The sequence below is a fragment of the Actinomadura graeca genome, from assembly GCF_019175365.1.
Taxonomy (GTDB): domain Bacteria; phylum Actinomycetota; class Actinomycetes; order Streptosporangiales; family Streptosporangiaceae; genus Spirillospora; species Spirillospora graeca.
On record NZ_CP059572.1, the window covers coordinates 6,488,743 to 6,502,163 of the forward strand.

Sequence of the window (13,421 nt, forward strand, 5' to 3'; positions counted from 1 at the left end):
CCGGGGCCGTCACGACCGGACGGTGAAGAGCCGGCGTTCGACGTCGTCCAAGGCCAGGCGGGCGGCGCCCAGGGCCACGGCCCGGTCGCCGAGGGCGGACAGGGCCAGCGCCGGGCGGACGAGCGTCCGGTCCCGCAGGTGACGTCCGAGGGCGTCCAGAAGCGCGGGCCCGGCGCGGACGACACCGCCGCCGATGACCACCAGGTCGGGGTCCAGGATGAGGACCAGCGGCGCCAGCCCCTCGGCGAACCGCGCCGCGATCGTGTCGACGACCTCCAGCGCCGCCGGATCCCCTGCGGCGGCGGCCGTCAGGGTCGCGGCCCCCGGGTCCTCCGGCGAGGCGTCGTCCCCGGCGAGCTCGGCGATGGCGGCGGTGCCCACCCTCCGCTCGAACGGGCCGAAGGGCGCCGCGCCGACCGGCGGCCCCCCGCCGCCGGGGAGGAACCCCATCTCACCGGCGGCGCCGTGCGCGCCGCGCAGCAGCCGGTCGCCCACGAGGATGCCCGCGCCGACGCGCCCGCCCCACTGCACCGCGACCACGATCCCGGCGTCGCGGCCGTGCCCCCGCCAGCGCTCGGCGAGCACGGCGAGGTTGACGTCGTTCTCGACCATCACCGGGCACTCGAAACCGGGACGGAGCCGGTCGGCCAGGTCGATCGACGTCCACCCCGGCATGTCGGGTGCCTTGACGACGACGCCGTGCTCGGCCTCGACGATGCCGGGAGTCCCGGCGACGACCGCGCGGACCGTCTCCCGGGCCACCCCGCCGCGCGACAGCGCCGCGCGGACCCGTGCGCGGACGTGGGCGAGCATCTCGTCCGGGCCGCGCAGGCGGCTGCTGTCGCCGCGGTCCTCGGCCACGATCCGGCCGGTCAGGTCGGCGACCACGACCAGCGTCCGGTGCGGGCCGATGTCGATGCCGACGACGTGGGCGGCGTCCGGGCGCAGCCGCACGAGCCGGGCAGGGCGCCCCGGCGAGCGCGGGGCCTCCCGGCCCGCCTCGACGTACTCGACCAGGCCGTCCCCGGCGAGGGAGGCCACGACCTGCGCGACCGTCTGGCGCGACAGCCCGGTCCGGTCGCTCAGGTCGCCCAGCCGGAGCGGCCCGGCCTGGTGCAGCCGGGCCAGCACGGTCGTCTCGTTGATGCGGCGGAGCAGCGCGGGCCGCCCGCCTCCCCCGATCATCCGGTCGTCCCCCTCTTGACCCTCACCGCAAGATCACAGAATATTGCACTGTTCTTAACAGAATTACGCCGGCAGGGGGGAGGCGACGGGGGCTCCAACGACACAGGGTGGTGGAGCATGAGCACAGGACACGGTCGCCGTCGCTTTCTGATCGGCGCGGCCGCCGTCGGGGCCGGGTACACGGCCGCCTCCGCGGTGGCACCCGCCGGCGCACCGGCCGAGGCCGCGGCGGCGCCGGACCACGACGCGACGACGCAGATCTTCGTCAACAACGTCGGGTACGACCCCGGCGCCCCCAAACGCGCGGTGATCACGGCGCGCACGGCCCCCGAACGGTTCGAGATCGTGGACGCCGGCAGCGGCCAGACCGTCCACAGCGGGCGGCCCGAGGACGCGGGCACGGTCGCGGACTGGGACGGCCGCAACTATTGGACCGCCGACTTCTCGCAGGTGGAGCGCCCCGGCGACTACTACGTCGCCGTCGGCCCGGCCCGTTCCGCGCAGTTCCGGATCGCGGCCACCGTGCTGGAGCGCTATACGCTCGCGCATGTCGTCCGCCACTTCAAGGGCTGGCGGTGCTCCGGCCAGTACGACAAGTTCGACCGCCATGTGCCGCTCGGCACCACCGGCAAGAGTGTCGACGCCCACGGCGGATGGTACGACGCGACCGGCGATTTCGGCAAACATTTCACGCAATTGTCGAACCTCTCCTACTTCAACACGCTGCAGATTCCGCTCACCGCCTGGTCGCTGTTCGTCTCCCATCGGGAACTGACCGCGCGCAAGGACGACAACTTCACCCAGTTGCGCACCTGGTTGCAGGACGAGGCGCTCTATGGAGCCGACTACATCCGCCGCGTCCACGTTCCCGGGCAGTCGTTCTACAGTTCCATAAGCCAGCCCGGCCCGCCGAAGGACCCGCTCAAGCGCACCCTCGGCACCGCCCAGGTCAACTACCGGGAGGGCGGCGGCGTGGCCATCGCCGCGCTGGCCATCGCGAGCACGCACGACGTCTCCGGCGACTACGAGAACGCGGACTATCTGTCGGCGGCCAAGGACGCCTTCGCCTATCTCCAGGCCAACAACGTCCGCCTCACCAATGACGGCAAGGAGAACATCCAGGACGACTACAACGCGCTGCTCGCCGCGATCGAGCTGTATCGCGCCACCAAGGACGGCTCCTACAGGGCGTCCGCGGACGAACGCGCGGCGAACCTGGCGTCCCGCCTCGTGTCGTGGAGCCGCTACCGCGACTACTGGCGGGCCGACGACAAGGACCGCCCGTACTTCCACCCGTCCGACGCCGGACTCCCGGTCGTCGCCCTGCTCGCCTACGCCGCCATCGCCGACGGCCGGGCCAGGGACCGTGCGCTCGACGCCGTCCGCCGGTCCCTGCGGTTCGAGCTGGCGGTCACCAGGGAGGTCCGCAACCCCTTCGGGTACGCCCGCCAGCTCGTCCAGGACAAGGACGGCAACCGGGCCGGCCGGTTCTTCTTCCCGCACAACGTGACCCCGCGGACCAAGGACCAGTGGTGGCAGGGCGAGAACGCGCGCATCGCCTCACTGGCCACCGCCGCCCGCCTCGCCGCCCGGCAGTTCTCCGACGACCCCCCGTTCGCGGCGGAACTGCGCTCCTACGCCGCCGACCAGCTCAACTGGATCCTCGGCGCCAACCCCTACGACGTCTGCATGCTCGACGGATCCGGGCGCAACAACCCGCAGTACTTCTGGCTCGGGTCGTGGCAGTTCCTCCAGACCGCCGGAGGCATCGTCAACGGCATCACCGGAAAGAACGACGACGGCAGCGGCATTCTGTGGGACCACGGATACGACCAGACCGGCAAGGACGACGACTGGCGCTGGGGCGAGCAATGGCTGCCCCACACCACCTGGTACATGAACGCCGTCGCCACCGGCTGACCAAAGGCCCCGGGCGGACCACGGGCCCGCCCGGGCCCTGCGGGCCTCTATCCGGCCTGGACGGGATCGCTTGAGGGCGAACGGACCCGGTTGTCGAACGGGTCGATGGCGCGGACCGAATACGTGTGCGAACTGCCCGCCACGAGTCCCGTATCGGTGTAGGTGAGGCTCTTCAGATCCCAGAACCTCGACTCGGCTTCGACGGTGTGGACGACGGTGGTGCCGTCGCGGATCACCTCGTACTTGAGCTTCTTGTTGTCGCGGTCCCACGTCTGGACCCACGTGACGCGAAGCTGCCCGGTGGTGCCGTCGGGTTTGGCGACGGCGGGCTTGCGGACGGGTTCCGGCGGGTTGACGTCCTTGGCGACGCTCAGGCTCGCGAACCGCGCGAGCCCTTGCTGCTTCTCACCGTTGACATTGGTGAAGTCACCGCCCGCCCACAGGTACTTCCCGTTGTTGTCCAGGGCGCGGGGACCCTGGTTGTAGGCGGTGGGACCGCCATTGGTGTTGGGGAACCAGTGCAGCAGTGGCGGGGTGTCGAAGCGGGCGGGATCGGGATGCGTGGGTTCGGCGAGAAGGCGCTGGTAGGGAATGCCCGGGACGAGTTCGGGAAAGCCATCGGGCTGGCTGCTGCAATCGTGGGCGTGGGAACCGCTGTAGAGCAGGCCGTCCATGACCGTGATGGCCTGGGTGGCGCCAAGGCAATTGTCGATCCAGCGGAGGGTCCCGTCGCCGGGGTTGACGGCCAGGCGTCCGTCGAAGGTGCTCTGCCCGTTGGCGGAGGCGTAGATCGCCTCGTTATCCTTCACCAGGTCGGTGACCCAGGAGCGGCGGCTGTCGGAGACGCGGTCGACGCCGGTCGCCCAGGGGACGCTCGCGCCGGTGTCGGCGCGGACGGCGCCGAGGCCGTGGGGCAGGTTGCCGTTGAGGTGGTCGAAGTCCCCACCGATGACCACCCGGCCGCCGTCCGGTGAGATGATCATGGCGTGGACGCCGCGGTCGGCGGTCGGCGCCCACCCGGTCAGCGCGCCGCCGGACACGGCGAACGCGGCCAGGCGCTCGCGCCGGATGTCGTCGACCTTGATGAAGAATCCCCCGGCGTACACGGTGGTGGCGGTGACGGCGAGGGCCTTGACCCGGCTGTTGAACTCGTGGGCGAAGCCGTTGAGACCGCCGGACGGCAGGTCGAACGCGGCGATCTTCCCGCGGCGCTGCCCATCGACCTTCGTGAAGTCGCCGCCGGCATAGAGCCGGGTCCCGTCGGGACTCGGCCTGAGCTCCCAGACGGCGTCGCAGTTCCACCGGTTGTTGCCGAGGTCGTCGCAGTCGAACTGGTGCGTGGTGTCGGTGAAGGGCGTTCCCTCGACGGTCGGAGCCCACGCCAGCGGCAGGCCGGTGGCCGCGTTGAACGCCGCCAGATTCCTTCGAGGCTGCTCCTGAGGGTCGCCGGGATTGGTGCCGGGCGGACGGATGTGGTCGAAGTTCCCGCCGACGTAAACGGTGTCGCCGAGCATCGCGATGGTCCACACCACGCCGTCGGTCTGCCAGGTGGGCAGGTCGTCGGCCGTGATGGTGACCGGCTCGCCGGGCCCCGGTGCGGTGTCGGCGGTGGCGGCGGAGGGCGGGGCGGTGAGGACGAGGGCGGACACGGCGGAAAGCCCCAGCGAGGCGAAAGCGCGCCGCCATGGAGAAAGGTTTCGGAAGAGGGGCGGTGGCGGGGAGGGATTTGCTCGTGCCATGGATTCTCTCCCGTGATCATACGGCTCTGGCACGACCGAGGGTCACATCTTTCGGACGGACGGACAAGTCATCCTGACCTTCTTCATGACTTCGGTTGAAAGTTAAGTGAATCTTGCTTTCTCGGGCGCGCGGACGTTCGTAGGGCGCGACCGGTTGTCACGGCGTCCACACATGGCCCCGAACTTCTCCGTGGCCAGGACGAACGCGTGTTCGGGTGTCCTGAAGTCCGCTTTGAGGGCTTGATCGATCCACCTTGACAACCGATGGTTTCAGTGAGTTGACAACCTCGTGAGGTGTGCGGGAGGCGCGCGGTCCGCGTGTTCATCCCGGCGCTCCCAATACCCCCGAGGAGAAGCGGCGTGCTGTTCAGTTCTGCGTCCAATCCGTCCCGCAGGCGGCTGTTCCTGGGTATGCGGCGGTCACTGCGACATGTATCTGCCGGTGTGAGCGTCGTCATGGCGGCCGGATTGGCGACGGCTCCGGCGGCGCATGCCGACCCGCCGCATTCCGAACGTCCGAAGGTCGCCGACCACGAGCGCACCGTCGGTGGCAAGGATCTGAAGGTCCGTCCGCGCACGCCCGATCCGGCGACCCGGTCGGTTGCGCGGCCCAATGCGTCCTGGCCGAAGCCCGGCAGCACCGACGTCACAGTGACGGGCGGGCGGGCGAAGGTCGCCGTGCTGGACCGCGCGGCGGCCCGGCGCGCGGGTGTCGACGGGCTGGTGTTCACCCTCACCCCCGACGGGAAGGCGGCGGCTGAGCGGGTGGGTGTCCGGGTCGACTACTCCGCCTTCGCCCAGGCGTTCGGCGGCTCCTACGGCAGCAGGCTCCGGTTGGTCCGGCTCCCCGTGTGCGCGCTGACCACTCCGGCCGAACCCGAATGCCAGACCTCGACACCGGTCGCCACCACCAACAACGGCGAGACCAGGACATTGACAGCGGACGTGGCGACCCCCACCGTCCTCGCCGCCGTCGCGGCACCCGAGGGCTCCCAGGGCGACTTCAAGGCCACCAAGCTGGAAGCGTCGGCAACGTGGGCGGTCACCGGCAACACCGGCGACTTCACCTGGACCTACCCGATGCGCGTGCCGCCCGTTCCCGGGGATCTCGTCCCAGCGGTGGAACTCGGATATTCGGCGCAGAGTGTCGATGGCCGTACGGGCAACACCAACAACCAACCGTCGTGGGCGGGGGAGGGGTTCGAGTTCTCGCCCGGATTCATCGAGCGCCGTTACAAGGCGTGTGAGGACGACGGCGTCCCCAACGGGCCGGGCGGAAAGCCACCGGGGGACCTGTGCTGGGGATATGAGAACGCGGTCGTCACCTGGAACGGCAAGGGCGGTGAGCTGATCAAGGCCGCCGACGGCACCTGGCGCCTCAAAGACGACGACGGCACCAGATTCGAGCGGCTCACCGACACCAAGACCGGAAACGGCGACGACGACGGCGAGTACTGGAAGGTCACCACCACCGACGGCACCCAGTACTTCTTCGGCCGCAACCACCTGCCCGGCAGCGATTCGGGCGGCGCGGCCACCAACTCGGCCTGGACGGTCCCGGTGTTCGGCGACGACGACGGCGAACCGTGCCACAAGGCGTCCGGATTCGCCGACTCCTGGTGCCAGCAGGCATGGCGCTGGAACCTGGACATGGTCCTCGATTCCAACGACAACGCCATCGCCTACCACTACCAGCCCGAGACCAACCACTACGGCCGCAACCTCAACCCCGCCGACGCCACCCCCTACACCCGCGGCGGCCACCTCACCAGCGCCGAGTACGGCCTGCGCGGCAACAACATGGTCGGCGCCCCGGCGGCCCGGGTGAACTTCGAGGTCTCCGAGCGCTGCATCCCCACCACCGCGTTCGACTGCGCCCCGGCCAAGATCTCCACCAATCCCGGCCAGTGGGCCGATGTCCCCTGGGACATGAACTGCGAGGCCAAGACCCCGTGCAAGGACGGGCACGGCTCCACCTCGCCCACCTTTTGGTCCCGCAAGCGCCTGACCAAGGTCACCACCCAGATCAACAAGGGCGCCGGCTGGCCCTACCGCAACGTCGACTCCTGGACCCTGGACCACAGATGGGGCGCCGACACCGACGAACGTGACCTGCTCGCCGCCGGCATCCAGCACACCGGCCTCGCCGGCGCCACCACCGCCGACGACCTCGCACTGCCCAAGGTCACCTTCAACCACGTCGCCAAGGCCAACCGCGTCGACCAGGCGGGTGACGGCGTCCCGCCCTACACCCGCTACCGCGTCAGCAAGATCTTCGACGAGTCCGGCGGCCAGATCGACATCGGCTACACCGGCCAGGAATGCTTTCGCACCGCACCCCCGACACCACAGAGCAACACCAAACGCTGCTTCCCCTCGATCTGGCACCCGCCCGGCCAGACGACGCCCTATACCGACTGGTTCAACAAATACGTCGTCACGTCCGTGGCCGAGAAGGACCGCACCGGCCACGCGCCCGACATGGCCACCCTCTACGACTACATCGGCGGCGCGGCATGGCACTACGACGACGATGACGGGCTGACACGCGAGAAGTTCAAGACCTGGTCCCAATGGCGCGGTTACGGGCAGATCCGCATCAGGACCGGAAGCCCGGATGGCCCGTCCACCCAGGCCGACGCCTACTACCTGCGCGGCATGCACGGCGACCGCGCCGGCCCGGACGGCGGGACCAAGACCGTCACCGTCCCCGACGGCGAAGGCGGCACCCACACCGACGCCGAGGGACTGGAGGGCTTCACCCTCAAGACCGTCAACTACACCGCCCCCGGCGGCGCGGTGCACGACAAGACCGTCAACACCGCTTGGCGCCACCAGACCGCGACCCGTACCCGCTCCTGGGGGACCGTCACCGCCAACGCCGTCAAGGTGGGGAACTCACGCACCTGGACCGCGATGGACGGCGGCGCCTGGCGCGAGACCAAGATCGTCAGCGAGTTCGAGACCGACTTCACCAAGGTCGGCCGGGTGAAGCAGGTCGACGACCTCGGAGACGTCGCCCTCCCCGCCGACGACAGGTGCACCCGCACCGGCTACGCCGACAACGTCGCCAGATGGATGGTCTCCTACCAGTCCCGGGCCGAAACCGTGTCGGTCGCCTGTGCCACCGAACCCGATCGGTCCAAGCACGTCATCGCCGATGCGCGGGCCTTCTACGACGGCGGAGGCTTCGGTGACGCGCCCACAAAGGGCAATGTCACGCAGACCGAGAGGATCGCCGAGCACGACGGGAGCCGGGCCACCTACAGCACGGTCGCCAAGACCAGCTTCGACACCTTCGGGCGCACCCTCACGGTTACCAACGCCGCCGACCAGACCACCACCACCCGATACACCAACACCAACGGGCTGACCAGCAGGACCACCGTCATGTCGCCGCCCCCGTCCCCGGGCGCCGCGGGGCTGTCGGCCACTGAGGACCTCGACCCGGCCTGGGGATCGCCGATCGCGAAGACCGACAACAACAACACCGACGGCGCGGGCAGGCCATTGCGCACCGATCTGGCGTACGACGCGCTCGGCCGGCTCCAGAAGGTCTGGCTCCCCAACCGCTCCAAGACGGCCGGCGACATCCCCAACCTTGAGCACGCGTACCGGATCGCCGACGGCCAGATCGCCGCCGTCACCACCAAGACCCTCGCCGACACCGGCCCCCAGCGCGTCGCCATCACCCTGTACGACGGGCATCTGCGTCCGCGCCAGGTCCAGGCGCCCGGCCCCGGGGGCCGCCTGATCACCGACACCTTCTACGACGACCGCGGCCAGGTCGCCAAGACGTACGCGCCCTACTCCGCGGCGGGCGCCCCCGAGACCGCGTTGTTCGGCGTCGACGCACCCGGCAACGTCGAGACCCAGAGCCACTTCTCCTACGACGGCCTCGGCCGCCAGACGGTGGAACGCCTCCTCACGGGCAACGGCACCACCCAGGAGAAATGGCGCACCACCATCGGCTACGGCGGGAACTGGATCACGGTTGACCCGCCGCAGGGCGGCACCCCCACCGCCCAGATCACCGACGCCCGCGGCCAGGTCACCGAACGCCGCCAGTACCGGGGTGACGCCCCGTCCGGCGCCTACGACGCGACGACCTACGGCTACGACCCGGCCGGGCGCCTGACCACGGTGAAGGACCCGTCCGGCAAGACCTGGGCCAACACCTTCGACCTCCGGGGCCGCCGGACGAGGAGCACCGACCCCGACACGGGCACCAGCACCCTCACCTACGACGTCCTCGACCAGATCGAGTCCACCACCGACGCCCGCAACAAGACGATCTTCCACGCCTACGACGCGCTCGGGCGCAGGACGCAGACGCGCGAGGGCTCGGCGGCCGGGAGGCTGCTCGCGTCGTGGACCTACGACACCGCCGTCCGCGGCAAGGGCAAGCCGGCGACCGCCACCCGGCACGGCGACAACGGCGACTACGTCAGCGCCGTGCCCTCCTACGACGTCCTGGGCCGTCCGGAATCCACCGCGATGACCATCCCCGTGTCCGAGGGGCCGCTGGCCGGTACCTACACCCACGCCCAGACCTACAACCTCGACGGCACCGTCCGCGAGGACGTCCTCCCGGCGGCGGGCGGGCTCCCTCAGGAGACACTCGCCCACGCCTACGACGACTATCAGCGTCCGACGCGCCTGACCAGCGCCCAGGCCACCTACGTCGGGCACACCGACTACACGCCCACGGGCAAGCCCAAGCTGATCGAGCTCGGGACAGGTGGGAAACGGACCTGGAACACCCTCACCTACCAGTACGGCACCCAGCGCCTCGCCGGGTCGAGCACCAGCCGCGAGAACGTCGCGGGCTACGACCGCAACGCCGCCTACACCTATGACGACGAGGGCAACATCCTGGGCATCTCCGACGTCTCCAACGCCGGAACCGACACCCAGTGCTTCAAGTACGACCACCTGCGCCGCATGACCGACGCCTGGGCCGTCGCGACGCCGGACTGCCCCCAGTCGCCCTCGACGTCCGCGGGCCCCGCCCCGTACCGGATGCACTACACCTACAAGACCGACGGCAGCCGCGCCAAGGAGGAGTTCTACAACCAGGCCGGCACCCAGATCTCCACCCGCGACTACCGCTACCAGGGCGACCCCGACGTCGGCGGCAGCGTCAAGGGCCACATGCTCGGCAAGGTCGACCAGACCGGAGCCAACCCCATCACCGGGCCCGAGACCAACGACGAGACCTACGCTTACGACGCCGCGGGAAACCCCACGACCCGCACCGTGGGAACCACCACCCAGTCCCTGGAGTGGAACAGCGAAGGCGACCTCGACAAGATCACCCAGGGGGACGCCACCGTCCGGTTCGTCTACGACGCCGACGGGAACCGCCTGATCCGCAAGGACCTCACCGGCGCCACCCTCTACCTGCCCGGCACCGAACTCCGCGCGACCAACGGCTCGGCGACCGCGGTCGGCACCCGCTACTACGACCACAACGGCCAGACCGTCGCCATGCGCGACGCCTCCGGAGTGCGGTACCTGACCGGGGACCACCAGGGGACCTCCCAAGTCGCGGTCAATGCCACCGACCAGAAGTCCATCACTCGCCGGTTCACCCCATTCGGACAAGCCCGCGGCACCATCGAGGAAGAGACCTGGCCCGACCAGAAGGGCTTCCTGGGCGGCACCAAGGACCCGACCGGCCTCACCCACCTGGGCGCCCGGGAGTACGACCCCAACAACGGCCGCTTCATCTCCGCCGACCCCGTCGTCGACACGGGCGACCCGCAATTGCTGAACGCCTATGCCTACGGCGGCAACAACCCGGTCACTTCCAGCGACCCCGACGGCCTCTTCCCACTCCCGCCCTGCGTCCGCAACCCCATCACCTGCGGCCACAAGACCCCGACGCCGAAGGAGCGCGTCACCAACCTCCCGACGCAGATCGTGGGCCTGGTGGAAGGAGCCATGCAGGCCGCGCTCGACGACCTCTACGCGGCCGCGAACTACGCCAGGAACTCCGCCCACGACCTCAAGAAGAGCACCGCGGCCTTCATAGGGATGGGAATGAACCCCGCCGGCCCGGAAAGGCCGAGCGCAGGAGACCCGCCCAAGCAGCACAAGGCCCCCAGATTCCGGATCCCCCGCGTGCCGGTCGACCGTGACAGCCCGTCCTACAGAGCCGGCCGCACCGTCGGCTACGTCGTCGGGGTTCCTCTTCCGGGCCTCCCCGCCGCCAAGCTCCCTCGCGGCATCAGATGGCTGTCCAAGATCCTCAAGCTCTGCCGCCGCAGCAGTTTCGTGCCCGGAACCGCCGTCGTGATGGCGGACGGGACCAGAAGGCCCATCAACGAGGTCAAGAAGGGCGACAAGGTTCTCGCGGCCGACTCCACGACCGGCAGGGCCGAGGTCCAGACCGTCCAGGACACCATCACGAGCAAGGGCAAGAAGAACCTCGTACAGATCACTGTCGACGGCCGCTTTGCGCACTGGCTCCCCAAGACCGGCGAACGGCGAACGGCGGCCGCCCCCGCCGCCCTCCCGAATGCGGGATCACAGGGCACGGTGATCGCCACCGACGAGCATCCGTTCTGGGTGGCCGGTGACACCGGCGCCTGGGTCCGGGCCCGTGACCTCGAACCGGGGATGTGGCTGCGCACCAGCGCTGGCACCTACGTCCAGGTCACCGCCGTCAAGGCCCGTACGAGCCCCGACCAACGAGTCCACAACCTCACCGTCTCGAACCTCAGTACGTACTATGTGTCGGCCGGGGAGACGCCGGTTCTGGTACACAACTGCACAACGCTCGAAAGCGTTGCCCGGGGCCTTGGGACGCGCGGAAGGGATGCCCCGACCAGGGGGCAGGTCGTCAATATAACCGACGATGGCGTCACGGCGATCGGCCAGCCGGTCAGGAGTGGTGGAAGCGCCATATCGGGAGACATCGATGACTTTCTCATGGGGTCTTCTGAAATCGCGAATCCGTTGACCGGACCTCATCCATCGATCACCCACGTGGAGACGAAGATCGCATGGTTCATGCGCCAGCGCGGTATCCAGTCCGCCGACGTCGTGATCAATAATGCCGACGGTCCGTGCACCGGAGTGTTCTCGTGTAGTAATGCAGTAGAGGCGATACTTCCCAATGGCTCGTCCATGACAGTATGGTTTCCCGATGGGTCGGGCGGGATGTCTTCCGTCCGCTTGACGGGCAGAGCGGCCCGTTAACGTGCGAAGTGAACGATTTTGGAGAGGTGATCGATCCTGATTCTCAGTGTCATGTCCGGTCGGGTCTGGCGTCACGCCGAGAGTCGGAAAGATAGGTACCGCCTTGTCTCTGATGTCATGGACGCCCTTAGGCCGGAACGTCGCGTTGGTGATTGGTATGTGGCGGGTGATGTGGCGTGGTTCTGCTTTGCAGAGGAGGAGCATAGCGATAAGAATGCGGTATCGGACAATTTCCTCCGCGTCGCTCTGAACGGTTCGACCGGTTACGGTGGCCTTGTCTGGGGGATCACTGACGACAGTCCCCGGAGGGAGGGCGTCTCTGACGGTGTTTGGGTTTCCGATAATCCTGAACCGCCTGACTTCGATCCGCGCGTCGTCTCGGACCCCGGCTATCCGCTGTTCTTTGATCCGCGCTGCGCCCTTCCAATTCCACGGGTTCGGGCGGCCGTGGAGGAGTTCTGCCGTCTGGGGACGGGGGACCGGCCGGAAAATATCGACTGGGTCCCCGGTCGCGCCAATGGAAAGCGTCTCGATGAACCCGAGGATGAGCTCGTCGATGAAGTCGATCCGTTCGCCTGAGTGGATCACCTGAATGAATTCGCCATCGTTTGACGCGGTGAGAGATGCGATTGCAGTGGCCGACGAGGGGAACGGTGCTGGTCGAGGTCGGCGAGAGGAGGCTGAAGGTCATCGGAGAGGCCCTTCTGGAGAGGCGACCGGATTTCCTGATCTCCCTGAGTACATCACCCACTGGGAGGACGGGACTCCACTGGACCGGGACCGGAAGCGCAAGCTCCTCGAGGAGATCATCGAGGAGGCGCGCGATCGAGGATGGATATTCGAGACACGGGAGCATCCCCCTGCAGAGACGGATTGAGCAGCGTCCCGGGCTCAAATTCGAGCCGATCGTAGAGAGTCTCCCTGCCAGGTTCTTCCATTGCTTCCAGGCGGTTGAGGACCTCCGGTCGGCTCTGCTCTCAGCCGAGCAGTCCGTGGGCATAGGGTTCACGCGGGATGGTGATCTAATCTGCATCTCGGCCGCGGGCTCCTCGATCTGGGAAGTTCCTAAGGCGGGGGGTGGGATGTCGCTCATCAATTCGGATCTCGCTTCGTTCCTAGAGATCATGGCCGTGAGTGAGGAGCTGATCTCCGGATGTGAGTATCTGGACGATGGGGCGGACGAGGAAATGGACGAGGACTACGTCCAACGCTGGGTCGCGGTATCGGAGGCCATCCGCGAGCGGATCGCCTCGATGGATCCACCATCACTCGCCGCAGGCAGTTACTGGGCGGACTTCCTCAGTGACGTGGCGAACGGTGACTACGGGTAGGAGCCTGGCGCACTCCATGACGGAGGCCGGGCTCATCATC

General features: G+C 68.6%; 6 protein-coding genes. 4 read left to right on the forward strand and 2 right to left on the reverse strand.

Annotated elements, in window-relative coordinates:
* Nucleotides 1-9: 9 nt before the first annotated feature.
* Complete coding sequence (locus AGRA3207_RS28765) at nucleotides 10-1,185, reverse strand: ROK family transcriptional regulator (protein ID WP_231330174.1); 1,176 nt, start codon at nucleotides 1,183-1,185, stop codon at nucleotides 10-12.
* 117 nt (nucleotides 1,186-1,302) lie between these two features.
* Here AGRA3207_RS28765 and AGRA3207_RS28770 point away from each other — a divergent pair, with 117 nt between their 5' ends.
* On the forward strand, nucleotides 1,303-3,105 hold the full coding sequence (locus AGRA3207_RS28770) for a glycoside hydrolase family 9 protein (RefSeq protein WP_231330176.1): 1,803 nt from the start codon (nucleotides 1,303-1,305) through the stop codon (nucleotides 3,103-3,105).
* A 47-nt stretch (nucleotides 3,106-3,152) separates the two neighbouring features.
* Here AGRA3207_RS28770 and AGRA3207_RS28775 read toward each other — a convergent pair whose 3' ends face one another.
* Entirely contained in the window at nucleotides 3,153-4,754 is a 1,602-nt protein-coding gene (locus AGRA3207_RS28775; RefSeq protein ID WP_231330177.1) for a hypothetical protein, read from the reverse strand.
* 450 nt (nucleotides 4,755-5,204) lie between these two features.
* Here AGRA3207_RS28775 and AGRA3207_RS28780 point away from each other — a divergent pair, with 450 nt between their 5' ends.
* From AGRA3207_RS28780 to AGRA3207_RS28790, 3 genes are all read left to right on the forward strand, one after another.
* Complete coding sequence (locus AGRA3207_RS28780; protein ID WP_231330178.1) at nucleotides 5,205-12,050, forward strand: DddA-like double-stranded DNA deaminase toxin; 6,846 nt, start codon at nucleotides 5,205-5,207, stop codon at nucleotides 12,048-12,050.
* A gap of 159 nt (nucleotides 12,051-12,209) precedes the next feature.
* On the forward strand, nucleotides 12,210-12,629 hold the full coding sequence (locus AGRA3207_RS28785) for an Imm1 family immunity protein (RefSeq protein ID WP_231330179.1): 420 nt from the start codon (nucleotides 12,210-12,212) through the stop codon (nucleotides 12,627-12,629).
* A gap of 74 nt (nucleotides 12,630-12,703) precedes the next feature.
* Nucleotides 12,704-13,381 (forward strand): SUKH-4 family immunity protein, encoded by a 678-nt coding sequence (locus AGRA3207_RS28790; protein ID WP_231330180.1) that lies wholly within the window; start codon nucleotides 12,704-12,706, stop codon nucleotides 13,379-13,381.
* Nucleotides 13,382-13,421: the final 40 nt, after the last annotated feature.

Excerpts from the sequence above, each read along its gene's own strand:
- AGRA3207_RS28765 (WP_231330174.1), bottom strand. The coding sequence starts at position 1,185 with ATGATCGGGGGAGGCGGGCGGCCCGCGCTGCTCCGCCGCATCAACGAG.
- AGRA3207_RS28770 (WP_231330176.1), top strand. The coding sequence starts at position 1,303 with ATGAGCACAGGACACGGTCGCCGTCGCTTTCTGATCGGCGCGGCCGCC.